The 26,204-nt window shown below is 67.2% G+C and carries 21 protein-coding genes and 1 pseudogene; 8 read left to right on the forward strand and 14 right to left on the reverse strand.

What is annotated here, in order from left to right; translation table 11 throughout:
- Positions 1–8: 8 nt before the first annotated feature.
- Positions 9–1,001, reverse strand: a complete 993-nt coding sequence (locus IP92_RS10615; protein ID WP_145874506.1) for a LacI family DNA-binding transcriptional regulator — start codon at positions 999–1,001, stop codon at positions 9–11.
- A 129-nt stretch (positions 1,002–1,130) separates the two neighbouring features.
- Between IP92_RS10615 and IP92_RS10620 the strand changes: the two genes are divergently transcribed.
- Positions 1,131–1,949 (forward strand): NAD-dependent epimerase/dehydratase family protein, encoded by an 819-nt coding sequence (locus tag IP92_RS10620; protein ID WP_145874507.1) that lies wholly within the window; start codon positions 1,131–1,133, stop codon positions 1,947–1,949.
- On the opposite strand, the gene IP92_RS10625 is transcribed toward IP92_RS10620, so the two are convergent.
- The 4 genes and pseudogenes from IP92_RS10625 to IP92_RS10640 all read right to left on the reverse strand — a co-directional run bounded on the left by IP92_RS10625 (position 1,921) and on the right by IP92_RS10640 (position 6,243).
- A complete protein-coding gene (locus IP92_RS10625) occupies positions 1,921–3,090 on the reverse strand; it encodes an aldose epimerase family protein (protein WP_158206733.1) in 1,170 nt (389 codons plus the stop codon). The genes IP92_RS10620 and IP92_RS10625 overlap by 29 nt on opposite strands.
- A pseudogene (locus IP92_RS10630) lies at positions 3,087–4,511 on the reverse strand (MFS transporter); the annotation flags it as partial. The pseudogene IP92_RS10630 and the gene IP92_RS10625, both read right to left, overlap by 4 nt.
- Positions 4,512–4,660: 149 nt before the next feature.
- Complete coding sequence (locus tag IP92_RS10635) at positions 4,661–5,098, reverse strand: DsrE family protein (protein WP_145874510.1); 438 nt, start codon at positions 5,096–5,098, stop codon at positions 4,661–4,663.
- 161 nt (positions 5,099–5,259) lie between these two features.
- Entirely contained in the window at positions 5,260–6,243 is a 984-nt protein-coding gene (locus IP92_RS10640; RefSeq protein WP_145874875.1) for an IS1595 family transposase, read from the reverse strand.
- Positions 6,244–6,524: 281 nt separating this feature from the next.
- Between IP92_RS10640 and IP92_RS10645 the strand changes: the two genes are divergently transcribed.
- Together IP92_RS10645 and IP92_RS10650 are read left to right on the forward strand one after the other, a co-directional pair.
- Complete coding sequence (locus tag IP92_RS10645; RefSeq protein WP_145874511.1) at positions 6,525–9,887, forward strand: MHYT domain-containing protein; 3,363 nt, start codon at positions 6,525–6,527, stop codon at positions 9,885–9,887.
- Positions 9,884–10,888 carry an HD-GYP domain-containing protein gene (locus tag IP92_RS10650; RefSeq protein ID WP_145874512.1) on the forward strand — a complete coding sequence of 335 codons (1,005 nt, stop codon included), beginning with the start codon at positions 9,884–9,886 and terminating at the stop codon, positions 10,886–10,888. Before IP92_RS10645 ends, IP92_RS10650 begins: the two co-directional genes overlap by 4 nt.
- Positions 10,889–11,172: 284 nt before the next feature.
- Here IP92_RS10650 and IP92_RS10655 read toward each other — a convergent pair whose 3' ends face one another.
- The 4 genes from IP92_RS10655 to gmd are packed head-to-tail and all read right to left on the reverse strand — an operon-like array spanning position 11,173 to position 15,395.
- Positions 11,173–12,303, reverse strand: a complete 1,131-nt coding sequence (locus IP92_RS10655; RefSeq protein ID WP_145874513.1) for a glycosyltransferase family 4 protein — start codon at positions 12,301–12,303, stop codon at positions 11,173–11,175.
- Complete coding sequence (locus tag IP92_RS10660) at positions 12,303–13,421, reverse strand: glycosyltransferase family 4 protein (RefSeq protein ID WP_229418718.1); 1,119 nt, start codon at positions 13,419–13,421, stop codon at positions 12,303–12,305. The genes IP92_RS10655 and IP92_RS10660 overlap by 1 nt, the downstream gene beginning before the upstream one ends.
- Positions 13,418–14,350: an NAD-dependent epimerase/dehydratase family protein gene (locus tag IP92_RS10665; protein ID WP_145874514.1), complete on the reverse strand. Its 933-nt coding sequence runs from the start codon at positions 14,348–14,350 to the stop codon at positions 13,418–13,420. The genes IP92_RS10660 and IP92_RS10665 overlap by 4 nt, the downstream gene beginning before the upstream one ends.
- A gap of 1 nt (position 14,351) precedes the next feature.
- Positions 14,352–15,395, reverse strand: coding sequence for a GDP-mannose 4,6-dehydratase (gene gmd, locus IP92_RS10670; protein ID WP_145874515.1), 1,044 nt, complete (start codon positions 15,393–15,395; stop codon positions 14,352–14,354).
- A gap of 240 nt (positions 15,396–15,635) precedes the next feature.
- Between gmd and IP92_RS10675 the strand changes: the two genes are divergently transcribed.
- A complete protein-coding gene (locus tag IP92_RS10675) occupies positions 15,636–16,751 on the forward strand; it encodes an alkene reductase (protein WP_145874516.1) in 1,116 nt (371 codons plus the stop codon).
- A gap of 29 nt (positions 16,752–16,780) precedes the next feature.
- On the opposite strand, the gene IP92_RS10680 is transcribed toward IP92_RS10675, so the two are convergent.
- Positions 16,781–17,374: a PEP-CTERM sorting domain-containing protein gene (locus tag IP92_RS10680; protein WP_145874517.1), complete on the reverse strand. Its 594-nt coding sequence runs from the start codon at positions 17,372–17,374 to the stop codon at positions 16,781–16,783.
- A 21-nt stretch (positions 17,375–17,395) separates the two neighbouring features.
- Between IP92_RS10680 and IP92_RS10685 the strand changes: the two genes are divergently transcribed.
- Positions 17,396–17,617 carry a hypothetical protein gene (locus tag IP92_RS10685; protein WP_145874518.1) on the forward strand — a complete coding sequence of 74 codons (222 nt, stop codon included), beginning with the start codon at positions 17,396–17,398 and terminating at the stop codon, positions 17,615–17,617.
- A gap of 61 nt (positions 17,618–17,678) precedes the next feature.
- Here IP92_RS10685 and IP92_RS10690 read toward each other — a convergent pair whose 3' ends face one another.
- From IP92_RS10690 to IP92_RS10700, 3 genes are all read right to left on the reverse strand, one after another.
- Positions 17,679–18,257, reverse strand: a complete 579-nt coding sequence (locus IP92_RS10690) for a PEP-CTERM sorting domain-containing protein (RefSeq protein ID WP_145874519.1) — start codon at positions 18,255–18,257, stop codon at positions 17,679–17,681.
- Between the two features lie 213 nt (positions 18,258–18,470).
- Positions 18,471–18,926 carry a DUF2214 family protein gene (locus IP92_RS10695; RefSeq protein WP_145874520.1) on the reverse strand — a complete coding sequence of 152 codons (456 nt, stop codon included), beginning with the start codon at positions 18,924–18,926 and terminating at the stop codon, positions 18,471–18,473.
- A 160-nt stretch (positions 18,927–19,086) separates the two neighbouring features.
- Positions 19,087–21,405, reverse strand: a complete 2,319-nt coding sequence (locus tag IP92_RS10700) for an NADP-dependent malic enzyme (protein ID WP_145874521.1) — start codon at positions 21,403–21,405, stop codon at positions 19,087–19,089.
- Between the two features lie 189 nt (positions 21,406–21,594).
- Between IP92_RS10700 and IP92_RS10705 the strand changes: the two genes are divergently transcribed.
- The 3 genes from IP92_RS10705 to thiL all read left to right on the forward strand — a co-directional run bounded on the left by IP92_RS10705 (position 21,595) and on the right by thiL (position 23,386).
- On the forward strand, positions 21,595–22,074 hold the full coding sequence (locus IP92_RS10705) for a rubrerythrin family protein (RefSeq protein ID WP_145874522.1): 480 nt from the start codon (positions 21,595–21,597) through the stop codon (positions 22,072–22,074).
- Positions 22,075–22,165: 91 nt separating this feature from the next.
- Positions 22,166–22,372, forward strand: coding sequence for a hypothetical protein (locus tag IP92_RS10710; protein WP_145874523.1), 207 nt, complete (start codon positions 22,166–22,168; stop codon positions 22,370–22,372).
- 48 nt (positions 22,373–22,420) lie between these two features.
- Complete coding sequence (gene thiL / locus IP92_RS10715) at positions 22,421–23,386, forward strand: thiamine-phosphate kinase (protein WP_145874524.1); 966 nt, start codon at positions 22,421–22,423, stop codon at positions 23,384–23,386.
- A gap of 148 nt (positions 23,387–23,534) precedes the next feature.
- On the opposite strand, the gene IP92_RS10720 is transcribed toward thiL, so the two are convergent.
- Positions 23,535–26,180 carry an EAL domain-containing protein gene (locus tag IP92_RS10720; protein ID WP_145874525.1) on the reverse strand — a complete coding sequence of 882 codons (2,646 nt, stop codon included), beginning with the start codon at positions 26,178–26,180 and terminating at the stop codon, positions 23,535–23,537.
- Positions 26,181–26,204: the final 24 nt, after the last annotated feature.

A 26,204-nucleotide genomic window follows, 5' to 3' on the forward strand; every position in this document is an offset into this window, starting at 1 on the left:
AGAATGTGTCAGGTGCGTGCGACGGTCGAGCCGCGCAGGATCAGCTGGGGCTCGATCAGCGTGAACGGCGCCGTCGGCCGGCCGTCGATCGCGTCCAGCAGCTTCTCCATCGCGGCTACGCCCATCCGCTCGCTGTGCAGGTCCACCGTCGTCAGCGGCGGCGACGTGTAGTTCCCGTACAGGATGTTGTCGAAGCCCGTCACCGAGATGTCGGCCGGGATGCGAAAGCCCAGCGTTTGCGCGGCCTTCATGAAGCCCAGCGCCATCAGGTCGTTGTAGCAAACCAGCGCATCCGGATGGTCGGCGCCCAGCATGATCGACGAGCAGATGCGCTCCCCTTCCAGCGCGGACGGCGCCGCCGCGTCGAACACCTGCAGCTGCAGGCCGTGCGCGGACAGGCATTCCTGCACGCCGCCCATGCGCTCCTCGTCGCGGCGTGACTTCGAGAAGCCCAGGTAGGCGATGCGCTTGTGGCCCAGCGTGACGAGGTGGCGAGTGGCCATGTAGGCGCCGCGGTGGTCGTCGCTGGCCACCGTGGGCAAGGTCAGGTGCGGCAGGCGGCCGAAGAACACCAGCGGCTTGTCGAGGCCCGCCAGCCATTCCAGCTCCTTGTCCTGCATCCGCGAGAAGATGATCAGCCCATCGACGCGGCGCGCCAGCGCCTCGAGCTGGGGCCGTTCGCGGCCCGGGTTTTCTTCGGTGTCGACCAGCAGCACCGTGTAGCCGTGCGCCTGCGCGACGCGGTTCGCGCCTTTCACGATGCTGGTGAAGTGCGGATTCGTCACGTCCAGCACGGACAGGCCCACCGTCTTCGTGCGCCCCGTGATCATCGACTGTGCGAGCGGGTTGGAACGATACCCCAGCTGTTCGATCACCTGCGTGATCTTCGCTTCGACGGCGGGCGAGAACCGCTGCGTGCCGTTCATGAACTTGGACACGGTGGCGGTGGAGACGCCGGCGGCGGCGGCCACGTCGCGAATGGTCGGAACGTTTTTCTTCATTATCGGGTCCGGTCTGGGGTGCCGGCGATCTTACCATGCGCGCCGGGCCGGTTGACGGGAAAGCCGATGGCGGTATACTCGCCACAACACCAAGTTAAACGTTTAACTCAATCGACCCGAAAGGCCCTCATGAGCACCATCGACAAACCCTTCAACCGACTGCTGCTGACAGGCGCCGGCGGCGGCATCGGCACCGTGCTGCGCGACCGCATCAAGCCGTGGGCCCGTGTCGTGCGGCTGGCCGACATCGGCGACCTGGGCGAAGCGCGCCCCGGCGAGGAAATCATGCGTTGCGACCTGGCGGACCGGGACGCCGTGCTGGCGATGATGGAAGGCGTCGACGCCGTGCTGCACTTCGGCGGCATCTCCGTCGAGGACCAGTTCGTGCCGATCATGAACGCCAACATCCTCGGCCTGCACCACCTGTACGAAGCGGTGCACAAGCATGGCGTGGGACGCGTGGTGTACGCCAGCTCCAGCCACACGGTGGGCTTCTACCGGACGACGGAGCGGGTAGATGCGGACATGCCGCTGCGCCCGGACGGCTTCTACGGCCTGTCGAAATGCTTCGGTGAGGCGCTGTCGCGCTACTACTACGACCGCTGCGGCATCGAGACCGTGTGCCTGCGCATCGGCTCGTCGTTCCCCGAGCCGAAGAACGCGCGCATGATGACGACGTATCTGGCCTACGACGACCTGGTGGAGCTGGTGCGCTGCGCGCTGTTCACGCCGCGCGTGGGGCATACGATCGCGTTCGGCACGTCCGCCAACGCGACGCAGTGGTGGGACAACGGCAAGGCCGCGCACCTGGGCTACGTGCCGCGCGCCAGCTCGCAGGCGTTCGCCGGCAACTTCCCGCCGACAGCCGAGCGGCCGCCTGCCGGCGACCCGACGACGATCTACCAGGGCGGCCCGTTCGTCAGCGCGGGGCCGATGTACAGGGACTGAAGTCCGTTCGCGCTGGTGCGACGCCGAAGCGGAACGTCGTCACCGAACGCATCACCTGGCCCGGGTACAGCGCGGTGCTGGGGAAGGCGCTCTGGTTCGGACTGTCCGGCAAGTGCTGCGTCTCGAACGCGAATGCGTCGTGCTTGCGGTAGGGCTGGCCCGTGCTGCCCCGCTCCACGCCGTCGAAGCCGTTCGCCGTGTAGAACTGCGCGGAGGGTTCGGTGGTGAAGATCTCCATGCGCCGGCCGCTCGCGCTGTCGTCGATGACGGCGGCGCGCACGAGCTGCCCGGCCGGCTGGTCGAACACGTAGCTGTGGTCGAACCCCTGCGGCGGCGCCAGCGCGCCTTCCGGCTTGGCCAGCAGCGGCGTGATGTCGGTGGGCCGGCGCAGGTCGAGCGGCGTGCCGGCCACGCTGGCCAGCTCGCCCGTCGGCACGCGCACGTCGTCGGTGACGGCGTAGCGTTCGGCCGCGATGCAGAAGCGGTGCGTGGCGAGGCCGCCGCTGCCGGCGCCGGCCAGGTTGAAGTAACCGTGGTTGGTGAGGTTGACGACCGTCGGCGCATCCGTGCGGGCCGCGTATTCGATCGAGAATTCGTCGCGCGCGCGTTGCAGGCGGTACGTGACCTCGATCGTCAGGGTGCCGGGAAAGCGCTGGTCGCCGTCCGGGCTGACCAGCGTGTAGACGGAGCCGATCGACGCCTTGTCGGCGAAGTCGCGGCGCCGCCACACCCGCTTCTCGTAGCCGTCCGGGCCACCGTGCACGGTCATGCCGCGCGCGTTCGGAATCAGTTCGACCGTCTTGCCGTCCAGCGTGTAGCGCGCCTTGCCGATGCGGCCGGCGTAGCGGCCGATGATGGCCGCATGCTTGGCGCGGCCGCGTTCGTAGGCGGCGAGATCGGGCAGGTCCAGCACCACGTTGGCGCGGCGGCCCTGCCGGTCCGCCACGGTCGCGCCGGTGATCGTCGCGCCGTAGTCGATGTAGGACAGGGTCATGCCGCGCGCGTTCGTCAGCGTGACCTGCTCGACGGCCTGGCCCGCCGCGGTCGTGCCGTAGGGCCGCGTAGCGATCCGGGTATCGGCGCCGTGGGCCACGGAGGCGGCGCCGGCCAGTGCCAGCGCCAGGAGGGCGGGCCGGATCACAGGTCCGTGATTTCCTTGTAGCGCGGCACCAGCGCCTTCATCAGCGCCCACGCGACCAGGTAGGCCAGCGCGCAGATCGTGAACATGATCATGTAGCCGGTGGACAGCTTGCCCAGCGCGCCGTAGTAGTCGAACAGCCAGCCGCCCAGCTTCGACATCAGCACGCCGCCGATGCCGCCGGCCATGCCGCCGATGCCGACGACGGAAGCCACCGTCTTTTGCGGGAACATGTCGGACACGGTCGTGAACAGGTTCGCCGACCACGCCTGGTGGGCCGATGCGCCGATGCCGATCAACAGCACGGGCACCCAGTAGCTGATGGAGCCGAGCGGCTGGGCGAACAGCACGACGAGCGGGAACAGCGCGATCAGCAGCATCGCCTTCATGCGGCCGTCATACGGCGTGTCGCCGCGGTTCATGAAGTAGGCGGGGAAGTAGCCGCCGCCGATACTGCCGAACATCGTCATGCTGTACAGGACCGCGAGCGGCACGACGATGTCCGCGGCGCCCATCTGGTATTCGGCCGACAGGTATTTCGGCAGCCAGAACAGGAAGAACCACCACACGCCGTCGGTGAGGAATTTACCGGCCGCGAAGGCCTGCGTCTGGCGGTACGAGAGCAGGCGCAGCCACGATACTTTCGCGCCCCCCTGCACCGGCGCCGGCGCGGCGGCGCTCGTGTCGCTGCGCACGTACGCCAGCTCGGCGGGCGACAGCTTCTTCTCCGGCGCGTCGAACATCGTCTGCCAAAGCACCATCCAGATGAAGCCGATCACGCCGATCGCGATGAACGCTGCCTGCCAGCCCCACATCAGCGCGATCGGCGGCACCGTCAGCGGCGCCAGGATCGCGCCCACGTTGGCGCCCGAGTTGAAGATGCCGGTGGCGAATGCGCGCTCCTTCTTCGGGAAGAACTCGGCGGTGGCCTTGATCGCGGCGGGGAAGTTGCCCGCCTCGCCCACGGCCAGCACGGCACGCGACAGCATGAAGCCGACGATCGATGCCGGCGCGGCGACCATGCCCAGCGCCCCCATCAAGGAGCCGAACGCGGCGCCCATCGGCACCGAATACGCATGCAGCACGGCGCCGCCGGACCAGATCGCGATCGCCCACATGTAGGCCTTCTTCGTGCCGAGCCGGTCGACGATCGGGCCGGCGAACACCATCGACACCGCGTACACGAACTGGAACGCGGCCGTGATGTTGGCGTAGTCCGAATTGGACCAGTTGAACTCCTTCGAGAGCTGGGGCGCCAGCAGCGAAAGCACCTGGCGGTCGAGATAGTTGACGGTGGTGGCGAAGAACAGCAGTGCGCAGATCGTCCACCGGTACTTGCCGGCGGAAGCGGCCACGCGCTGGCCAGCACCCTGCTGGCTTACGGGCTCGTTCAGCTTCATAGGATCACATATGTTGGTTATGGTTCGATCTCTCGGTCTCCAGCGAGATCAGCTGTGGAACCAGGCGGCGCCTTAGTTGTATGTCATCGTACAACCTAACCCAGCGTTAAGCAAGCACAACCGATGCTCATTCGCTCACATCGCTGCGCAGTTGTATGACGACTTCGGGAACGCTATGGGCGGACGTAAGCGTAGCCTTCGGCTTGGCGCCGGATCACGTGGGCGACGCCGGACGGCACGATCGTGGTGCCCGGTACCAGGTCGGCCTCCGCGACGCCGAACCCCTGCATGCTGTTGCGGCACGCTTGCACCCGCACGCCCGCCGCGATCGCTTCACGCAGCCGCGGCGCCATGTCCGACTGCGTGCGCAGCATCTCGATGGCGGGGCCGAACACGACCAGTTCCAGCACGGCGTCCGGCAGTTCGGCGCGGGCGTTGCGCAGGTTGTTGAAAACCATTTGCCATTTCTTCGGGTCCGCCTCGGTGGCCTGGAACACGGCACGGAGCGGCGCCGCGGCCAGCGCGGGAAGGCCGGCGGTCAGCAGCGCGAGTGCCGGCATGGCGGCCAGCGCGCGCAACGCGCTGCGCCGGGTGGTGGGTGAACGGTTCATGGGGCTCCCTGGCCTGTGGTCGTGCTTGCCGTTATACCCTTGTCACGGGCCGATGACAATGGCGCTGTCACCCGACCGTGTTGGTCGCCGAATTTACTGGGCAGCTCCGGCTCCGGCTTTGGCTCTCAGCCTGTTTCGATCGCCCTTGCTCGCACCGGCGTTCAATGACTTGCTGCCGCGCCGGTGCGCAGGCCCAGCGCCGACTTCAGCAGCCCTTCCGGCGTAGCGATCCGGCCGCCGTCCAGCGCATGGCGCCAGCCCAGGTAGTTCGGCAGGTAGCGACTGGCCACGCCGAGGAAGGTACGCAGCCATGTCTTGAAGCGGCTGTGGTAGTTGTTCACGTTCTGCAGGTGGTACGGGCCGCGTGACCGGATACCGGCCGCGAGGTTCAGTGGCACGTGGGCAAACGGATACGCGGCGATGAAGGTGCGATAGGCCTTCGCGCCATCGGTTACCAGCACGACGTCCTCATCCAGCGCCGCCGGCAGAGCCCACGACAGCTGCTTGCTGGTGACGGGGCCACGCCCCGTCCACCAGTCGCGTGTCTGCCCGCCGCGATCGCGCAAGACGAGGATGCAGTCGTGCTCCTTGCTGATGCCGCGGCTGTGCGCCACGCCGCCACGTCTTCTGGCCGGCCGGTTCAGGCAGCGCGAGCCCTTCTGCGATTCGAGCAGGTACGTCTCATCGGCCTCGACGATGCCCTTCAACGGAATCGGCCGGTCATGCACGACGCGGATCAGGAAGCGGTGGCGCCAGCGGAAACTCGTGTTGCGATGGATGCCGACCGTGGTTGCCGACGACCGTACCGTGCGCGTATCAAGCATGCATTGCAGGTAGGGCAGCCAGCGGTCGCGCCGGCGCAAGTGGAGCAGCGGCGTGTTGGTCAGTGCCGAGAACGTGTGCGTGCAGCCGAGGCAGCGATAGCGTTGCAGGCCGGAGGTGTAGCCGTGCCGGTGAAAGCGCCCGTGGCCACAGTGCGGGCACTTTTTGCGCAGCCGCCCGAACGCCTCGATGATGTCCAGGCACTGCCAGCGTGCCGCATGAGCCGCCACAGCATCCTGCGTACGGCCGACCTGCTGGCGCGTGAGCTTTTCCAGCTGTCGCCGCAAGCGCCCCAGGAACCGCTCGAACTTGTCCGGGTCCATCGGCTTGTCCATCGCCGCCTCCGTGTCGGTGCTGTCGATACTGCTGAGACAACGCGACAGGGGAAAAGTTCAGGCCGTTCCAACAAGGTCGGGGCACAGCGCCATGACACAGCGCCATGACAATAATGCAGCACCCACGATAACCGCAAAACAAGCTGTCGCGGCGCGGCAACGGCATGCACGGGGAAAGCCACCCGGAAGGCGTTATCAAAACCGCCAAGTCATTAATTTCTAAGGAGAAAGTGTGGTACTGTCCCTCCACCTTTCCTCCGTTTCTCCCCATGGATCTGAACAACCTGTTTTCTCCGGCGGACCCGTCGCTGCTGCAGTATGGCGTCTACGATGCGCGGCTCGTCGCGCTGTCGGTGCTGGTCGCCGTGTTCGCATCCTGGATGGGCCTGTACATGGCCGGCCGGCAGCGCGCCACCGCCACCCGCGGCCTGCGCGCCGCCGCCCTGCTGGCGGGCAGCCTCGCGCTGGGCGCCGGCATCTGGGCCATGCACTTCATCGGCATGCTGGCGTTCGACGTCTGCACCGATACGCACTACGAGCCGCTGCTGACGGGGCTGTCGCTGCTGCCCGGCCTCGCCGCATCGGCCGTCGCGCTGTCGATCACGCGGCGCGAACGCCTGACGCGCGGCACGCTGGCCACCGGCGGCGTGCTGGTCGGCGCCGGCATCGGCACGATGCACTACGCCGGCATGGCGGCGATGCGCACATCGTTGAAACTGCATTACGACCCGTGGATGTTCGGCCTGTCGATCGTCGTCGCCGTCGTGCTGGCCACCGTGGCACTGGGCGTGCGCTTCGGCCTGCGCGGCCTGCCGGTACGCCTGCGGAGCAGCCAGCGGCTGGCGATCAGCGCCGTGGTGATGGGCTGCGCGATCGCCGGCATGCACTACACCGGCATGGCCGCGGCGCGCTTCTTCGGCAAGCCGCCCGCCACCAGCACCGGCAGTGACACGGACATGCTGGCGCTGGCCGTATCCGGCATCACGGTGGTGTTCACGCTGGCCGTGATGGCCGTGCACGGCCTGCTGCGCTACCGCGAGATGTACCGCAACCTGCTGCAAAGCGAGAACTGGATGCGCGCGCTGCTGACGACGACCGTCGATGGCGTCGTCACGATCGACCAGGAAGGCATCATCCGCGAATTCAATGCGTCGGCCGAGCGTATCTTCGGCTGGCAGCGGCGCGAGATCGTCGGCCAGCCGGTACGGCTCCTGATGGCGGACCCGGAAGCCTCCGAGCGCGGCGGCTTGCTGCGCTCGATCCGTGCCGGGGTCACGCACCTGGCGACGGCGGGCGAGGAAGTGCTGGGCCGCCGCAAGGACGGCTCGCTGGTGCCGATCCGCAAGGCACTCGGCCACGCCAAGCTGATCGACCGCCAGATGTACGTGCTGTTCATCACGGACATCAGCGAGCGGCGCGCGATCATGCAGGCGCTGCGCGACAGCGAACAGCAATTCCGCTCGCTGATCGGCAGCATCCCCGGCATCGCGTTCCGCTGCCGCGCCGAAGCCGACTATCCGCTCGAATTCATCAGCGAGGGCGTCGAATGGGTGACGGGCTATCCGCTGGCCGATTTCGTCGGGCCGGCGCGCTGCCGCACCCTGACCGACCTGATTTCGCCGGCGGACCTGCCGCGCGTGCTGGCCGTGTGCAAGCTGTGCGCGCAGAACGGCTTGCCGTACACGGTGGAATACCGCATCCGCCACGCCGACGGCAGCTGGCGCTGGGTGTGGGAACACGGCACGATGGTGCGCAATGACGACGGCACGCCGCGCTGGTTCGACGGGGTCATTCTCGACACGACGGCGCGCCGCCAGATGGAGGAAGACCTGCGCCTGGCGAAGGAGAATGCGGAGCAGGCGGCGGCGGCGCGCGCGACGTTCGTCGCCAACATGAGCCACGAGATCCGCACGCCGATGAATTCCATCCTCGGATTCACGGACGTGCTGCTGGACAGCGACCTGCGCCACGACCAGCGCGCCCACCTCGACACCGTGCGCAATGCGGGCCGCGCGCTGCTGCGCCTGTTGAACGAGATCCTCGACACGGCCAAGCTGGAGAAAGGCGCCGTCGAACTGGAGCTGGCCGACTACAACCTGCTGGCGCTGATCGACGAACTGTCGTCGACGTTCAACGCGACCGCGCGGGCCAAGGGCCTGGAGCTGAACATCGCGTTCGCGCCGGACCTGTCGCCATGGCTGCACGGCGACGAGCTGCGCATGCGCCAGGTGCTGACGAACCTGCTGGACAACGCGATCAAGTTCACGGCCCAGGGCGGCGTCACGCTGTCCGTCGGCTATGCGGCGCGGGAACTGCGCATCGCCGTGCGCGACACGGGTATCGGCATCGCGCCGGACCGGCTGGCCGCGATCTTCGATCCGTTCACGCAGGCCGATGCATCGATGACGCGCCGCTTCGGCGGCACGGGCCTGGGCACGACGATCAGCAAGCAGCTGGTGGAGCTGATGGGCGGCGGCATCCGGGCCGAGAGCACGCCGGGGGAAGGCACGACGTTCCACGTGGTGCTGCCGCTGGCACCGGCGCTCGCGCCGCACCATGCCGACCTGCCGCGCCAGCGCCAGCGCGAGGCGTATGCGCTGCCGCCGCTGGCCGTGCTGGCGGCGGACGACGTGGCGCAGAACCTGGAACTGCTGACGCTCCTGATGGGCAAGCGCGGCCACACGGTGGCGACGGCGCAGGATGGCGCCAGCGCCGCCGAGCTGGCGGCACGCCAGGACTTCGACGTGATCCTGATGGACGTGCAGATGCCGAACGTGGACGGGCTGGCTGCCACGCGGATGATCCGCGCGGAGGCCGAACGCACCGGCCGCAAGCGGGTACCCGTGATCGCGATGACGGCCAGCGTGCTCGAGGCGCACCGCAAGGCGAGTAAGGCGGCGGGCATGGACGGCTTCGCATCGAAGCCGGTGGACTGGTACGCGCTGTCGCATGAGATCGCGCGGGTGCTGGGGCTGCAGGAAGTCGTGGGGCAGGCTGCCGCCGCGGCGCGGCCTGCCGGCCCGCAAGTGCTCGATCGCGTGGCCGGCGCGTTGCGCTGGGGCGGCAGCGAAGAGGAACATCAGCTGGCCCTGTGCCGCTTCGAGGCCGATCACGCGGCAAGCGCGGATCGCCTGGCGGCGCTGTACGACGCCGGCGACCACACGCAGCTGCAGGCGCAGGCGCACCGCGTGCGCGGCGTCGCCGCGAACCTGGGCTTCGAACAGCTCACCGCGACGCTGGCCGACATCGAACGCGATGCCGCCGCCGGTGCGCGCGCCGCGCTGGCGCCGCTGCTGGCGCGCGTCGGCACGGAACTGGAACAGGCGCTGGCCGCGGTGCGGTCGCGCGCGTGTCCTGAAAAGGCCGCCGCGGCGGGCGCACTGCCGGCGGCGCCGTTCGACGCGCAGGCCCTGCAGGTTGCTGGCGAGGCGCTGGCCCGGTCGCTGGCCCGCGGTGCACTGGACGAGCCGGCGCTGGCCGCGCTGGCGCAGGCGCTGCACGGCCACGTGCCCCCTGCCGCGCTGGCGCCGCTGCGCATGGCGATCGACGACTTCGACTTCACCCTGGCCGAGAGCCGCCTGGCCGACATCCTGGCGGCGGTTCCCGGCATGCAAACGGAAACGCAATCATGACCTCCACCCTGCCCCTGATCCTCGCCGTCGACGACGAGGCCAGCAACCTGCAGCTGCTGCGCCAGATCCTGCAGGAGCATTACCGGCTGCTGTTCGCGAAAGACGGCGCCCGAGCGCTGGAGCTGGCGCGCCAGGAGCAGCCCAGCCTGATCCTGCTGGACGTGATGATGCCCGGGATGACGGGCCATGAAGCGTGCCGCGCGCTGAAGGCCGACCCGGCCACGGCCGGCATTCCCGTGATCTTTGTGACGGCGCTGTCCGACACGGAAGACGAAGTGCGCGGCTTCGACGCCGGCGCCGTCGACTACATCACGAAGCCCGTCAGCGCGCCGATCGTGCGGGCGCGCGTGCGCACGCACCTGTCGCTGGTGCGGATGGACGAGCTGAAGGAAACCCGGCTGCAGATCGTGCAGCGCCTGGGCCTGGCGGCGGAATACAAGGACAACGAGACGGGCATGCACGTGATCCGCATGAGCCATTACTCGCGCCTCCTGGGCATCGCGGCCGGTATGAGCGAGGCGCAGGCGGACGACCTGCTGCACGCGGCGCCGATGCACGACGTGGGCAAGATCGGCATCCCCGACCGCATCCTGCAAAAACCCGGGCCGCTCGACAAGGACGAATGGGCGATCATGCAGTCGCACGCGACGATCGGGGCCGATATCATCGGCGAACACCCGCACGGCATGTTGAAGCTGGCGCGCAACATCGCGCTGTCGCACCACGAAAAATGGGACGGAAGCGGCTACCCGAACGGCCTGGCGGGCGAACAGATCCCACTGGAAGGCCGCATCTGCGCGATTGCCGACGTGTTCGACGCGCTGACGTCCGAACGCCCCTACAAGGCCGCGTGGCCGCTGCAGGACGCGATCGACTTCCTGAAAAAACAGCGCGGCGCGCACTTCGACCCGGCGCTGGTGGACCTGTTCATCGAACAGCTGCCCGCGGTATTGGCGATCAAGGAAAAGTGGGCCGAGGAGCACGTGGCCCGGGCCGCGTGAGGGCAAGGTCGGCGAGATGTCCGGCTCAGCTTGTGTCTCCTAGTGCCAGGCACCAGGAGACATCCTGTTGAGCTCGTGTTCCCTAGTGCCAGGCACCCGGAGACATCCTGCTGAGCCCGTGTCACTGGTGCCTGGCACCAGTGACACGGGCTCAGCCGTTATCAGGTGAACTCCCGCCGTCCGCCACGTTGTTGCGCTGCACGTTCGATGAAAAAGCAGACCGTGGCGGGGGCGGGAAGTCCGACTAATGTTAGCGGCGTATCAATATGGAACCTTGATTTAGCTCAAACGGTGCCGACTCTAGTGGAACTTTTTGCAACTTCTCGATACACGGCCGCGTAATCAGCGGCCATTTTTTCGGCCGTGAACAACGTGTCGAAGCGCTGGGATGCCCGCTGGCCCATCGCCGCCGCCAGTGCCGGGTCGTGCCACAACGTGTGCATCGCGGCAGCGAAAGCCTGCGGATCGCTGGGGGGCACCACGATGCCCGTCTCGCCGCCCACGTTGATGTAGCTGGTGCCTGTGCCGATTTCGCTGGAGATCATCGGCTTGCCGTACATTGCGCCTTCGAGCAGCGAGATGCCGAACGCCTCCGAGCGCAGGTGCGATGGGAATGCCATCGCATACGACAGCGTCAGCAGCGCCGCCTTGTCGTGCTCGTCGACGGCGCCGACGAAGCGCACCTGCGTCAAGCCCAGCCGGCGGGCGTGTTCCTTCAATTCGTTTTCGATCGGGCCGGCGCCGACGATGACCACCGGGTACTCCTGCCGCGCCAGCGCGTCCAGCAGGATGTGCAGGCCCTTGTAGTAGCGCAGCACCCCGACGAACAGGAAGAAGCGCTCGCCCACCCGTTCGCGCCAGCGCGCCAGCAGTTCGGGCGACGGCGACGGGTACGTGGTGCGGTCCAGGCCGAACGGGATCGCGCGCACCTTGTCGCCGTGCCGGCGCAGCACGTCGGACGACGCGAAGTAGTTCGGCGACGTCGCGACGATCGCGTCCACGTCGGCCAGGAAGCGCCGCATCAGCGGCGAATACACCTTCAGCAGCGTTTTCTGCCGCACGATGTCGGAGTGGTAGGTGACGACCGACGGCTTCTTCACGCGGGCGAGGAAATGCGCCAGGTCGCCGAACGGCCACGGGAAGTGGTAATGCACCACGTCCGCCGTGCGCGCCAGCCGGGCCAGGGCGCCGATCGATGCGAACGACATCGCATTTGACGCGATCTCCACGTCCTGCCGCACGCGGTGCACCACGTGGCCGTCGATCTCCATCCGCCCGCCCTGGTTGCGCGTCAGGGTCAGCACTTCGTTCGTGATGCCGAGCCGGCCGGTGCCGACGCAGATCTGGCGGATCGCCTGCTCGACGCCGCCCCACGAGTCGGGGTAGTAAGTCTTGTAGAAATGCAGAACGCGCATCACCGTCCCTTGAGCACGGACTCGTACACGGCGACCGTCTTGCGCGCCGTCTCGCGCCACGTCAGCTCCACGGCACGCACCTTGCCGCGCGCGATGTAACGGCGGCGCAATGCCTCGTCGCGCGCCAGCTCCAGCATCGCCGCGCCGATCGCACCGACCGACAGCGGGTCGACGTCGATCGCCGCCCCCGCCGTCACTTCCGGCACCGACGTCGTGTTCGACGCGATCACCGGCACGCCCGAGCCGAACGCCTCGACGATCGGAATGCCGAAGCCTTCATACAGCGACGGGAACACGAACACGCCGGCGCCCGCGTACACGTGGCGCAGTTCGGCGCTGCTCGTCAGCTTGCTGAGCCAGACGACGTTCTCGCCGTTCTGCTGCGCCGCGCGGATCTGCGCCACGAGTTCCTCGCAGCGCCAGCCCGGCGCGCCGACGATGACGAGCTGGCGCTGCGCGCGTACGCTCGCCGGCAGTCCCAGGTAGGCCTGCAGCACGCGGGCCGTGTTCTTGCGCGGCTGGATCGTGCCGACGGTGAGGAAGTAACCGGGCCGCAGGCCGTGGCGCGCCAGCGTGGCGTCCACCTCGGCCGCATCGGGCGCTTCCAGCCATGCCTCGTCGACGCCGCACGGCACCACGCTGATGCGGCGCTCGTCGACGCCGAAGCACTGCACCAGCTCCGCGATCGTGAAATGCGTATGGGCGATCACGTGGTCCGCCTTGCGCGCGGCCTTTACCTGCAGCCAGTTCTTCAGCTTGCGCAGCTTCGGGTTGCACCACTCCGGATGGGCGATCGGCAGCGCATCGTGCAGCGTGGCGACGATCGGGCGGTCCATGCGGATGATGCGGTAGTCGGTGGCGTGGTACAGGTCCACGTCCATGTGCTCGCGCGCGCCGGGCAGCGCCAGGTCGCGCAAGGTCGCCAGCGGGAACGGGTGACGCATCGGCTGGCCTACCGACAGGCGGGCGGCCGGGCCGAACGAGTAAGGCGCCACCGCCACGCCGGCCTGCGGGAGTTCATGCAGCAGCGCGCGGCTGTAGACACCGATTCCGTCGAGGTGGCCGCCAGTCAGGCCCGGTTCAGTCGTCGTGGTGGAAAGGCCGATCGAAAGGGTCACGCCTCGTACATCCAGCGCAGGGTGTCTTGCAACGGCGGCGGCGCGATCGTGCCGACAACCGCCTGCAGCCGGCGGTTGTCGCCCGTCAGCCGCACGACCTCGTTGGCACGCACGAACGCGGGGTTCACGTGCACGTCGATGCGGTAGCCGGCGATCGCCGCCATCATCTCCAGCGCCTCGCCCAGCGAGTATGCCTTGCCGGAGCTGACGTTGAACACCTGCCCGGCAGCGCCCGGCGCGGCCAGCAGGTGGCGGTAGCTCGCGGCCACCACGCGCACGTCGGAGAAGTCGCGCCACACCTGCAGGTTGCCCAGCTCGATGCGCGGCTCGCGGCGCTTGAAGTGCGCCACGATCTTCGGCAGCAGGAAGTTCTCGGCCTGGCCCACGCCCGTGTAGTTGAACGGACGGACCATGATGATCGGCAGCTTGTCCATCCACAGCCGCGCCATGTATTCCATCGCCAGCTTGCTGACGGCGTAGTCGTTGGCCGGGGCGGCCGGCACGTCCTCGTGGATCACTTCCACGTCGGCATTGCCGTAGATGTTCGCGGACGACGCCAGCAGCACGGCCTGCGGCTTCTTCGGCAGCGCGGCGGCAGCTTCGAGCAGGTTGCGCGTGCCGACCACGTTAACGCGGTAGATCTGTTCGACGTCGCTGTGCGCGACAAACGCGATCGCCGCCAGGTGCACGATCACGTCGGGCTGCAGCGACTGCACGGCGGCCGCCACGGCGGCGCGATCCGTCAGGTCGACGGCCACCGTCGCGGCGTCGTGTTCGTAGCCGGGGCTGGCCAGGCCGAACACTTCGTAGCCGGCCTGGCGCAGCTCCTCGGCCACATAGCGGCCGGTGAAGCCGGCGATGCCGGTGACGAGCGCGCGCTTGCCGGCGCCTTCACGCGCCGGCGACAGCAACTGCAGCGCGGCCGTCATGTCAGAACGAGAAGCCGGCGGTATTGCGGCGCAGGTCGGCCTCGACCATCATCTGGCACAGCTCTTCCAGCGTGGTCTTCGGCTCCCAGCCCAGTTCCTTCTTCGCCTTGGCCGGGTCGCCAATCAGCAGGTCGACTTCCGCGGGGCGGTAGAACTTCGGGCTCACGCGCACCAGCACCTTGCCCGATTGCGCGTCATGGCCCGTCTCGTTCTCGGCGCTGCCCTGCCATTCGATGGCGATGCCGGCGGCCTTGAAGGCCATCGTCACGAAATCGCGCACGGTCTCGGTGCGGTTCGTCGCCAGCACGTAGGTGTCCGGCTTGTCGGCCTGCAGGATGCGCCACATGCCTTCCACGTATTCCTTGGCGAAGCCCCAGTCGCGCTTCGCGTCCAGGTTGCCCAGCTCCAGCACCTCGAGCTTGCCCAGCTTGATCTTGGCGACGGAGTCGGTGATCTTGCGGGTGACGAACTCGCGGCCGCGCAGCGGCGACTCATGGTTGAACAGGATGCCGGACGAGCCGAAGATGCCGTACGACTCGCGGTAGTTCACCGTCATCCAGTGCGCGTACAGCTTGGCCACGCCATACGGGCTGCGCGGGTAGAACGGCGTGTCTTCCTTCTGCGGGATCGCCTGCACCTTGCCGAACATCTCGGACGTGGACGCCTGGTAGAAGCGGATCTTCGGATCGACGATGCGGATCGCTTCGAGCAGGTTCACGGCGCCGATGCCGGTGATCTCGGCCGTCGTCACCGGCTGTTCGAACGACACGCCGACGAAGCTTTGCGCCGCCAGGTTGTAGATCTCGTGGAAACGGCCGTTTTGCAACAGGCGGATCGACGACGACAGGTCGGTCAGGTCATGCTCGACCAGCTTCAGGTTCGGATGGTTCTGGATGCCCAGTTCCTCGATCCGCCAGAAATTGACGGAGCTGGTGCGGCGGAACGTGCCGGTGACTTCGTAACCCTTCTCGAGGAGCAGCTGGGCCAGGTAGGCGCCATCCTGGCCGGAGATGCCCGTTACCAGGGCGCGTTTCGTGTTTTGCATAATGTGATCGGGTGTCCGGGAGAGGTGACCAAGAAACCCGATATTGTAACAGAGGCACCTCTCCCGTCCGCCCGCGGGGATGCGCCGGATTACAACAATTACATCTTGTTACAGCGCAACTTTCGCATGCGAGCGCAGCAATTATTGACTTCGTCGCAAAGGAAATTCATCCGTACGGGGCTTTATTGGCGCTGGACCGGGAAGGCACACTGCGCTCTGACCTATTTTCCGGAGCGCCCCATGACTGTCCCGAACGACCCGCTGTTCCAGCCCGCCACGCTTGGCCCCCTCACCCTGCCGAACCGCATCGTGATGCCGCCGATGACGCGCGCCCGCGCCGCCCAGCCCGGCGACGTGCCGACCGCGCTGATGGCCGAGTATTACGCGCAGCGGGCCGACGCCGGATTGATCGTCAGCGAAGGTACGTGGATCTCGCCCCTCGGCAAAGGCTACGCGTGGACGCCCGGTATCCACACGCCGGAACAGGTCGCCGGCTGGCGCCAGGTGACCGACGCCGTGCACGCCGCCGGCGGCAGGATCTTCGCCCAGCTCTGGCACGTAGGCCGCCTCAGCCATACCAGCCTGCTGGGCGGCCAGGCGCCCGTGTCGTCGTCGGCGCTGCCGGCCACCGGCGTCAACGTCTTCATCGCCGAGGCGGACGGCAGACCGGGCGCCGTGCAGGCGTCCACGCCGCGCGCGCTGACGATCGCCGAGATCCACGCGATCGTCGACGACTACCGCGCCGCCGCCGGCCGGGCGATGGCGGCCGGCTTCGACGGCGTCGAACTGCACGCCGCGAACGGCTACCTGGTGAACCAGTTCATCGATTCGGGTGCCAATCTGCGCACGGACGAGTATGGCGGTACGCTGGACAACCGGCTGCGCTTTCTCGGCAAGGTGGCGCAGGCGCTGGTGGAAGGCACGGGCGACGCACGCCGCGTCGGCATCCGCCTGGCCCCGTTGACGACCCTCAACGGCTGCGTCGATGCCGACCCGGAAACGACCTACGTGGCGGCCGCCAGCCTGCTGGGCGAACTGGGCGTCGGCTACCTGCATATCGCCGAGGCGGACTGGGACGACGCGCCGCACATGCCCCTCGCGTTCAGGCAGCGTCTGCGCGCGGCATTCGACGGCATGCTGATCTACGCGGGCAAGTACGACGCCGCCCGCGCCCGCGCCGCGCTGGCGGGCGGCTGGGCGGACATGATCGGATTCGGCCGGCCGTTCGTCGCCAACCCGGACCTGCCGGAGCGCCTGCGCGCCGGCGCCCCGCTGGCACAGCACGATCGCGAGACGCTGTTCGGGGGTGGCGCGCATGGGCTCATCGATTATCCGCCGCTGGCCGCGGCGGCTTGACGACCGCGGCCGGCGACGGCCTGCCTGGACTACTTGCCGCGGCGGCGCAGCGCTGCGGCGACGAGACCGGCCCCGCTCAACCAGAGCATCGCCGCGCCCGGCTCGGGCACGGGCGCCGGCGAGATCGTGAAGGTCGTCTCGCTGGTCCAGTCATATTGGTATTCACTCTCGTACATACCCCCGTACCGGTAAGTGTAGATGAATTGACCGGTGCGCATCGTTCCGCCCCAGCCGCTGACGTACTCGTCGTTGCCCCAGTGTTCGACGTGAAAGTCGAGATTCCCTTTCAGGTCATACGAGAATTGCGGAATCAGGCAGCGCAGCCAGGGCGTCCATTCGTTGGCGCAGCCACCGGGCCGGCTCGGACCACCGGGCCAATCGACAACCCACTCGATCAGGGTGTAGTGGTCGGCCTTGAAGTAGGTCAACTCGTCCAGCGCAATAATGCCGTCCCGGTTGACGTCCGTCCCGTCAAAGCGGCCGGTCAATGTCATGTCCGGCCTGAAGGTGCCGGTCTGGACATCCAGGAAACCCTGGTACGTGAATTCCCACGTCGCCGCTTCAGCCTTCGCGCCGACGAGTCCGGCAGCAAGCAATGCAATACACAACAGGTGTTTTTTCATTGATATCTCCTGTGCAGTTCGATGGAACAGCTCGACTTATCCCGCGTGACGGACCGTGCCCGCCATGCCCGGCCGACGACAGGGTTGGCTCGGCTGTCGGATCCGGTCTGGTCATTATTGCCAAAAAATTACCGAACAGGAGACGGCTTTGGAACGGAAGAGGTTGAGGAAATACGAAAAAAAGACCGGGGTGCAATCCGCAAGCCGACCGGCCTGCCGAATGCCGTGCAGAGCCGCCCGTGAGCTGGTCACGCGACAGGAGCATCTGTCCGGGTAGTGCTCCAGCGCCGCCCGGACCATGCGATCACTTCTTGGTGGAGCGCGTCACCCAGCCGCGCCGCCGCGCCGCCAGCACCGCCATGCCGAGGGGCAGCAGCAATGCGATCGACGGTTCCGGCACCGGGGCCGGGTCGAGCGTCAACGTGGTGCGGTCGGACCACAGGTAGCGGCGCTCCCACTCGCCCACCGGTCCATACGCGCCGTTGTAGATCCGGTCGCCCGTGATGATGCCGCCATACCAGCCGCTGGAGAACTCGTCGTTGCCTTCGTAGCCGATGTCGAACGCGAGCTGGCCGGTCAACTTGAAGGAAAAACTGACGATACTGCATTTGAGGTACTGGCTGGTCGAATCGACACAGCCGTCGCGCCACGAGCCGAGGTACTCCTGGCCGGCGGCATACATGTAAGTCAGCTCCTTCAAAGTGATGACGCCATCGCCGTTCTTGTCTTGCCCGCCGAACCGTCCGGTCAGGCGCATGTCCGGCGCGAAGATGCCGGTTGTGGCATCGGTAAAGCCTTGATAGGTGAAACTCCAGGTTTCCGCCCGGGCCGTGGCACAGACGGTTGCCGCGGCTGCGGCGGCAAAGAGCAGGCGTTTGATCATGATCGCTCCTACGTTCGATGTTTGAAAGCATGTGGCAATGAGGCCGGAGATACCGGAAGCTCATTGTTACAAACGCATCACCGAACAGGGAACGGTGCGCCGGAGTACGGCACGCAGAAAAAACGGCAAAACCACGCAGGATGCGATAGGACCGGGCAGTCAAGTCCTTACCGCGTTGCCGTTCGCAAAGACGGGCTCGGCTGTAAGCCGCGCTCAGGAATACCCAAAGCCGCGCGCCATCGCCGCAGCGGCGATCGGGATCACCGCGAACACGTGGATCTCGCCCAGCATACGCCGGCGCAACGCATTGACCTCGTCGAGCGGCGGCGTGAACCCCGCATCCGCCTTCAGCGCTTTCTGCCAGGCCAGGATGCGCAGCGTGGGCTTGATGGACAGCAGGCCGACGACGAGGAACGCCCCGACCTTGATCCAGAATGCGGGGTTGTGCAGGTAGAAGTCGGCGCCCTTGGCGCCATGGAACACCCGGCCGAAGCCGACGACGAGAATCGCCAGCGCCAGCACGCCGTAGGCCGCGTCGAACCGGCCCAGCAGGCGCACGGTGTGCGGCGACATCGCGGCCGGCCGCATCAGCGCCAGTTCCGCCGCAAGCACGGCGGCGATGCCGAAGACGATCAGGTGGTGGACGATGGCAAGGATGAGGTCGGTCATGGTGACGACAATGTAGCCTTCTCTTTGCGCATTGTCAAAACGCTTCGCCGGCGGCATAACCGGGATCAAATCCGCACAGGAAATATTGCCGCCGGTCGCGAAAGCCGCGCACAAAAAAAGGCCGCCTCGCGGCGGCCCCTTCGGAGTCGATCCGAAAAAATCAGCCCTTGCGCTGGGCCACCACGTCGACGACGCACAGCGCCGTCATGTTGACGATGCGGCGCACCGTGGCGGACGGGGTCAGGATGTGTACCGGTGCCGCGCAGCCCAGCAGGATCGGGCCGATCGCGATGCCGTTGCCGGCCGCCGTCTTCACCAGATTGTAGGCGATGTTGGCGGATTCGATGTTCGGCGCCACCAGCAGGTTCGCGTCGCGCTCCAGCGTCGAATTCGGCATCAACTTCTTGCGCAACTTCGAATCGAGCGCCGTGTCGCCGTGCATCTCGCCATCGATCTCCAGGTCCGGTGCGCGTTCCCGCACCAGCTGCAGCGTGGCGCGCATCTTCTGCGCCGACTCGCTGTTGGACGAGCCGAAGTTCGAGTGCGACAGCAGCGCCACCGAAGGCGACAGGCCGAAGCGGCGCATCTCTTCCGCGGCCATGATCGTGATCTCGGCCAGCTGCTCGGCGCTCGGGTTTTCGTTGACGTGGGTGTCCACCATCACGATCTGGCGCTCCGGCAGCACCAGCACGTTCATCGCCGCGTACACGTTGGTGCCCGCGCGCTTGCCCAGCACCTGGTCGATGTAGTGCAGGTGCAGCTGGGTGGTGCCGAAGGTACCGCAGATCATGCCGTCCGCATCGCCCTTCTTGATCATCATCGCGCCGATCAGGCTGTGGCGGCGGCGCATTTCCAGCTTCGCGTATTCCTCCGTCACGCCCTTGCGGTTCGTGAGTTCGTAGTACGCCGTCCAGTAGTCGCGGTAGCGGTCGTCGTAGTCGGGGTTGATCACGTCGAAGTCCACGCCCAGCTTCAGGCGCAGGCCGAACTTCTGGATGCGCGATTCCAGCACAGTGGGGCGGCCAACGAGGATCGGGCGCGCCAGCCGCTCGTCGACGACGACCTGCACGGCGCGCAGCACGCGCTCTTCCTCGCCTTCCGCGTAGACGATGCGCTTCAGATCCGGATGCGTCTTCTTCGCCACCGAGAACAGCGGCTTCATGAACGTGCCGCTGCGGTAGACGAATTCCTGCAGGCTGTCGGCGTACGCTTCCAGGTTCTTGATCGGCCGCGTCGCCACGCCCGACTCCTCGGCGGCCCTGGCCACGGCCGGCGCGATCTTGATCAACAGGCGCGGGTCGAACGGCATCGGGATCAGGTACTCGGGCCCGAACGACAGGCTGGTGAAGCCGTAGGTGGTGGCGACGACGTCCGACTGCTCGGCATGCGCCAGTTCGGCGATCGCGTGCACGACGGCGATTTCCATTTCGCGCGTGATCGTCGTGGCGCCGCAATCGAGCGCGCCGCGGAAGATGTACGGGAAGCAGAGCACGTTGTTGACCTGGTTCGGGTAGTCCGAACGGCCCGTGCAGATGACGGCGTCGTCGCGCACGGCCTTCACGTCTTCCGGCAGGATTTCCGGGTTCGGGTTCGCCAGCGCCAGGATGATCGGCTTGACGGCCATGCGCTTGACCATGTCCTGCTTCAGCACGCCGCCAGCGGAGAGGCCCAGGAAGATGTCGGCATCGTCGATCACTTCGGCGAGCGTGCGCGCGGACGTTTCACGGGCGAAGCGTTCCTTGTCCGGGTCCATCAGCTCGGTGCGGCCCTTGTAGACGACGCCGGCCAGGTCGGTCACGTAGATGTTCTCGATCGGGAAGCCCAGGTCGACGATCAGGTCCAGGCAGGCCAGCGCGGCCGCGCCGGCGCCGGAGACGACCAGCTTGCATTCCTTGATGTTCTTGCCGACCAGCGAGATGCCGTTCAGGATGGCCGCGCCGACGATGATCGCGGTGCCGTGCTGGTCGTCGTGGAAGACGGGAATCTTCATCCGCTCGCGCAGCTTGCGCTCGATGTAGAAGCACTCCGGCGCCTTGATGTCTTCCAGGTTCACACCGCCGAACGTCGGTTCCAGCGCGGCGATCACGTCGATCAGCTTGTCCGGGTCCTGCTCGTTGATCTCGATGTCGAACACGTCGATGCCGGCGAACTTCTTGAACAGCACGCCCTTGCCTTCCATGACGGGCTTCGAGGCGAGAGCGCCGATATTGCCGAGGCCGAGGACCGCGGTGCCGTTCGAAATGACGGCCACCAGGTTGCCGCGCGCCGTATACTTGTAGGCGGCGGCGGGATCGACGACGATTTCCTCACAGGGGGCGGCGACGCCCGGCGAATATGCCAGGGCCAGGTCGCGCTGGTTCATCAGCTGCTTGGTCGGGGTCACGCTGATCTTGCCGGGCCGGGGGCACTCGTGATATTCAAGCGCGGCCAGGCGCAGTTGTTGCCGCAGTTCCTCTTTCTTGTCAGATGACGAATCCATTGCTGTACTGCCTTCCTGTGCTGTCTGAAAATTATCCGATTCTAGCAGACGGTAAACGGCGCTGAAGTAGGTATTTCCACGAACGCTCGTGCCTTTCCGAGTTTTTCTATCGCAAGCAGCGTTTCTATCAGTTTTTGCTATCAGTCAATTTTCGCTATCATCCCGCATCGTTTGCACGAGGAGAACCCGATGGCCGATACGCCCGATTCGATCACGCTGAAAAACCTGCAGACGGCATTTGCCGCCGAGGCGATGGCGCACCTGAAGTACCGCTATTTCGCGAAGCTGGCGCGGGCGGCCGGCGCTCCCGAGATCGCCCGGCTGTTCGAGGAAACGGCCGAACAGGAGGTGCTGCATGCGTTCGGCCACCTGGACCTGTTGTATCCGCGCGATCGCACGACGCCGGCACGCGCCCTCGCGCTGGCACTGGAGAGCGAGCAGCACGAATACGAGGAGATGTACCCGGAGTTCCGCGCCGCGGCGCTGGCCGAAGGCGAACGGCTGGCCGCCGGCGAATTCGACGAGCAGATCGGTGAGTCGGCGGAACACGCGGCGGCGTTCCGGCGCATGCTGGAGACGGCCGCGAAGCGCTTCGGCGCGCTCGCCAATGTCGAGGAACGCCACGCCAGCGGCTACCGGGCCGCGCTGGCGCGCCATCTGGACGAATAAGCCACAGGTACGCCGCAGCGCATCACGACGAGTTGCTGACGCGCCGCCGGAAGTACGCTACATTGGTGCCGTCAGACCAACGGAGGTCCTCATGCGCATTCCTGCCGTGCTCGTCGTTTCCGTCATCGTCGTCGCGTTCGCCTGGAGCTATGGCCCGGCGTGGGCCGTGTTCGGCGCGCTTGCCGTCGCCACGTTCGCGTTCCTCGGCATCCGGCAGGCGCTGCGAAGTCGGACGGCCGGCACGCCGGCATATGGCGGCGCCAGCAGTGACTGCGGTGGCGGGGACGGCTCCGACTAACGGCGCGGGCTGGCGGCTCGGACCGGAAGCTGCCGCTACAATGGCAGCATGCTTTCCGAATTCGACCTGATCAAACAATTCTTCGTGCGCCCGGGCGCCGGCCGTGCCGAGCTCGGCATCGGCGACGACTGCGCGCTGTTGCGCCCCACGCCGGGCATGACCATGGCGATCTCGTCCGACATGCTCGTCGAGGACCGCCACTTCTTTGCGGGCGAGGATCCGCGCCGGCTCGGCCACAAGAGCCTGGCCGTCAACCTGTCCGACCTTGCCGCGATGGGCGCCCGGCCCGTCGCGTTCACGTTGGCGCTGGCGTTGCCGGTGGCCGATGCCGACTGGCTGCGCGCATTCTCCGGCGGCCTGTTCGCGCTGGCGGATGCCCATGGCTGCGAACTGATCGGCGGCGACACGACGAAGGGTCCGCTGAACATCTGCATCACGATCTTCGGCGAGGTGGCGTCAAGCCGCGCGCTGCGGCGCGATGCCGCCCGCGCCGGCGACGACATCTGGGTCTCCGGCACGCTGGGCGATGCGCGGCTGGCACTGGCCGGCCTGCGCGGCGAAACCCCGCTCGCGGCGGATGCGCTGGCGCAGGCCGCGCAGCGCATGCACCTGCCCACGCCCCGCGTCGCACTCGGCCTGGCACTGGCCGGGCAAGGGCTGGCCCACGCGGCGATCGACATCTCGGACGGCCTCGCGGGCGACCTGGGCCACATCCTGGAACGCTCTGGCGCGGGCGCCACACTGGACGCCGATGCGCTGCCTGCCGGCCCAGTGCTGGCGACGCAGGACATCGCGCTGCGCCGCGCGTACACGGCTGCCGGCGGCGACGATTACGAGCTGTGCTTCACGGCGCCGGCCGCGCAGCGCGAAGCGATCCTCGCGGCGGGTGTCGCGTGCGGCACGCCGGTGGCGCGGGTGGGGCGAATCGAGGCGGAGCGGGGCTTGCGGTTCGTGGACGCGGCCGGTGCGCCGCTGGACTTGCGGCTGGGGGGGTTCGATCACTTCGTGGTGTGACTGCGAAGGGCCGCTAACGGTCGAGAACAAACCCAAGTGCAAACCCTGGGGTCAGGAAGGAGCGCTGGCTTGCAAGCCAGCGCCGCTGCGCAGGCGCGGAGCATGCTCCGTGAAACCCCTGCTTCGCCCCACCGGGTCTGACCCTATGTCACCTTGCCGGCAGCGCCGTGTGATCCTCCCCCGGCTTGCCGGCCTGCCTGCCGCTGCCGTGCATCAGCCAGTAGTGGTGGAATGCCAGGCGGATGTTGTCGCGCAGCTGGATGTCGTCCCATGGCTTCGTGTAGAAGCGGTAGATCGCGCCCCGGTTGATCGAATCGAGCATCGCTTCCAGCCCCGTATAGCCGGACAGGATGATGCGGATCGTGTCCGGGTACATGTCCTTCACCTTCGACAGGAACTCGGTGCCGCTCATCACCGGCATGCGCTGGTCGCACACGATCACCTGCACCGGGTGCAATGCCAGCAGGTCGAAGCCTTCGGCCGGCGACGCGGCCGTCAGGATGCGGTAGCCGTCGCGCCGGAACAGCCGGTGCAGCGACGACAGCACGTTGACGTCGTCGTCGACGATCAGCAGGGTCTGCGGCGGTTCGGGGGCCTGGTTCGGGTCCGGCGGCAGCGCCTTGCCGCCGACGACCAGCTGGCCCAGGTCGCCCGCCGACAACGGCCGCGAGAAGAAGAAACCCTGCACCTCGTCGCAGCGGTTGCGGCGCAGGAATTCCAGCTGCGGGCGCGTCTCGACACCTTCCGCGACCACGCGCAGTTTCAGGCTGTGCGCCATGCTGATGATCGCCAGCGCGATCGCCGCGTCGTTCGGGTTCGTGACGATGTTGCGCACGAACGCGATGTCGATCTTCAGCTTGTCGATCGGGAAGCGCTGCAGGTAGGCCAGCGACGAATAGCCGGTGCCGAAGTCGTCGATCGCCACCTTCACGCCGAGCGCGCGCAGTTTCGACAGCACCTCGATCGTGCGCTCCGCGTTGGACATCAACGCCGTCTCCGTCAGCTCCAGCTCCAGCAGGTCCGCCGGCACGTTGTGGCGCTCCAGCGCATGACGCACCTCCTGTTCCAGGTCGCCCTCGGCGAACTGGCGCGACGCGACGTTGACGGCCACGTTGACGGGCCCCACGGACGACGCCATCCATTCGGCGATCTGCCGGCACGCGGCATCGATGATCCAGTTGCCGGTGCGGACGATCAGGCCCGTATCCTCCAGCACGTGGACGAATTCGGCCGGGTACACGGTGCCGTGGCCCGGCCGGTTCCAGCGCAGCAGCGCCTCCGCGCCACTGACCCTGCCCGTGTGCAGGTTCACCTTCGGCTGGTAGTTCAGCTCCAGTTCGTCGTGGTCCAGCGCGCGGCGCAGCGCCATCTCCAGGTCGAGCCGCGCCAGCACCTGCACGTTCATGCCGGCCGTGAAGAAGCGGTAGGCATCGCTGCCCGCCTCCTTCGCCTGCCCCATCGCCGTGTTGGCGTACTTGACGAGCGTCTCTGGATCGGCCGCATCGTCCGGGTAGACGGCGATGCCGATCGATGCCGTCATCAGGGCCTGCTGCTCGCCCAGCTGGAACGGCGCGCGCAGCGCCTCGCGCACCTCGTTGGCGACCAGCACGGCATCCTGCTGGTCGCGCGTCATCGTCAGGATCAGGCCGAATTCATCGCCGCCCAGCCGCCCCACCGTGTCGCGGATGCGCACGCACTGCACCAGCCGGTTCGAGAACTCGCGCAGCAGTTCGTCGCCCATCGCCGCGCCCAACGAATCGTTGACGGTCTTGAAGCGATCGAGGCCGATGAACAGCACGACGATGCGCCACTCCTTGTCGCGCGCCAGATCGATCGCTTCGGCCAGCGTGCGGTAGAACAGCGTGCGGTTGGGCAGGCCCGTCAGGCTGTCGTAGTGCGCCATGTGCGTCAGGCGTTCCTCGGCCTGGCGGCGCTCGGAGATGTCGCGCGCCACGCAGATCAGCGTGCGCTGGCCGTCGAGATGCGGGTCGCGCGGGGTATCCAGCTCATCGCGGTGGCGCGGCTCGGCCGGCTGGTGCTGCAGCTGCCAGTACACCTCGACCGGCACGGTGGCATGGTCGTGACGCAGCAGTTCCGCTTCCAGCAGCACGGGGGCGCGCATGTCCGACCCGGCCGCCAGTGCCGCGTCGACGTGCTGCTGCAACTGCTCGCGGCTGCCCAGGCCGATACGGGACGGTTCCATCGCCAGCAACTGGGTGCGCGGGTGGCCCAGCATGCGGCAGGCGCCTTCGTTGACGTCGACGATCTGCATCACGCGCGGATCGATCAGGAAGATCGCATCGGCCGTCGCATCCATCGCGCTGCGAAAGCGCTGCAGGTCGGCCGTGCGTTCGCGCACCGTGCGCTCGAGAACGAGGTTGTGGAACTTCGCTTCACGCTGCATCAGCCGCACTTCGATCAGGTTGCGGATGCGGGTCAGCACCTCGATCGGGTCGAACGGCTTGCTGACGAAGTCGCGCGCGCCGGCGTCCAGCGCGGCCTGCTTCTTGTCCGGCTCCGCCGTCACGACCAGCACCGGCAAGTAGCCCTCCGGCTCGAGCGGGCGCAGCGCCTGCATCACCGCGAAGCCGTCCATGCCGGGCATCTGCAGGTCGAGGATGATGATGTCGTAGTTGTATTGCTCGTGCCACGCCGCGACGACGCGCGGATCAGTGGTGGAGCTGACGTGGGTGTAGCCCGTCGATTGCAGCAGGTACTCCAGCAGCTGCACGTTGACGGGTTGGTCGTCGACGATCAGGATGCTGGCGTTCAGGATGTCGGCCCGGCTGATCATGACTTCTCCTTCAGGCTATTGCTC

Source organism: Pseudoduganella flava (assembly GCF_007830495.1).
Taxonomy (GTDB): domain Bacteria; phylum Pseudomonadota; class Gammaproteobacteria; order Burkholderiales; family Burkholderiaceae_D; genus Rugamonas; species Rugamonas flava.

What these genes read in the sequence shown, in the direction of transcription:
- IP92_RS10695 (WP_145874520.1), bottom strand. Translation starts at nt 18,926, where the DNA reads ATGACCGACCTCATCCTTGCCATCGTCCACCACCTGATCGTCTTCGGC.
- IP92_RS10615 (WP_145874506.1), bottom strand. Translation starts at nt 1,001, where the DNA reads ATGAAGAAAAACGTTCCGACCATTCGCGACGTGGCCGCCGCCGCCGGC.
- IP92_RS10680 (WP_145874517.1), bottom strand. Translation starts at nt 17,374, where the DNA reads ATGAAAAAACACCTGTTGTGTATTGCATTGCTTGCTGCCGGACTCGTC.
- thiL (WP_145874524.1), top strand. Translation starts at nt 22,421, where the DNA reads ATGCTTTCCGAATTCGACCTGATCAAACAATTCTTCGTGCGCCCGGGC.
- IP92_RS10675 (WP_145874516.1), top strand. Translation starts at nt 15,636, where the DNA reads ATGACTGTCCCGAACGACCCGCTGTTCCAGCCCGCCACGCTTGGCCCC.
- IP92_RS10635 (WP_145874510.1), bottom strand. Translation starts at nt 5,098, where the DNA reads ATGAACCGTTCACCCACCACCCGGCGCAGCGCGTTGCGCGCGCTGGCC.
- IP92_RS10700 (WP_145874521.1), bottom strand. Translation starts at nt 21,405, where the DNA reads ATGGATTCGTCATCTGACAAGAAAGAGGAACTGCGGCAACAACTGCGC.
- gmd (WP_145874515.1), bottom strand. Translation starts at nt 15,395, where the DNA reads ATGCAAAACACGAAACGCGCCCTGGTAACGGGCATCTCCGGCCAGGAT.
- IP92_RS10710 (WP_145874523.1), top strand. Translation starts at nt 22,166, where the DNA reads ATGCGCATTCCTGCCGTGCTCGTCGTTTCCGTCATCGTCGTCGCGTTC.
- IP92_RS10685 (WP_145874518.1), top strand. Translation starts at nt 17,396, where the DNA reads ATGGAACAGCTCGACTTATCCCGCGTGACGGACCGTGCCCGCCATGCC.
- IP92_RS10690 (WP_145874519.1), bottom strand. Translation starts at nt 18,257, where the DNA reads ATGATCAAACGCCTGCTCTTTGCCGCCGCAGCCGCGGCAACCGTCTGT.
- IP92_RS10640 (WP_145874875.1), bottom strand. Translation starts at nt 6,243, where the DNA reads ATGGACCCGGACAAGTTCGAGCGGTTCCTGGGGCGCTTGCGGCGACAG.
- IP92_RS10620 (WP_145874507.1), top strand. Translation starts at nt 1,131, where the DNA reads ATGAGCACCATCGACAAACCCTTCAACCGACTGCTGCTGACAGGCGCC.
- IP92_RS10665 (WP_145874514.1), bottom strand. Translation starts at nt 14,350, where the DNA reads ATGACGGCCGCGCTGCAGTTGCTGTCGCCGGCGCGTGAAGGCGCCGGC.
- IP92_RS10650 (WP_145874512.1), top strand. Translation starts at nt 9,884, where the DNA reads ATGACCTCCACCCTGCCCCTGATCCTCGCCGTCGACGACGAGGCCAGC.
- IP92_RS10705 (WP_145874522.1), top strand. Translation starts at nt 21,595, where the DNA reads ATGGCCGATACGCCCGATTCGATCACGCTGAAAAACCTGCAGACGGCA.
- IP92_RS10645 (WP_145874511.1), top strand. Translation starts at nt 6,525, where the DNA reads ATGGATCTGAACAACCTGTTTTCTCCGGCGGACCCGTCGCTGCTGCAG.
- IP92_RS10720 (WP_145874525.1), bottom strand. Translation starts at nt 26,180, where the DNA reads ATGATCAGCCGGGCCGACATCCTGAACGCCAGCATCCTGATCGTCGAC.
- IP92_RS10655 (WP_145874513.1), bottom strand. Translation starts at nt 12,303, where the DNA reads ATGCGCGTTCTGCATTTCTACAAGACTTACTACCCCGACTCGTGGGGC.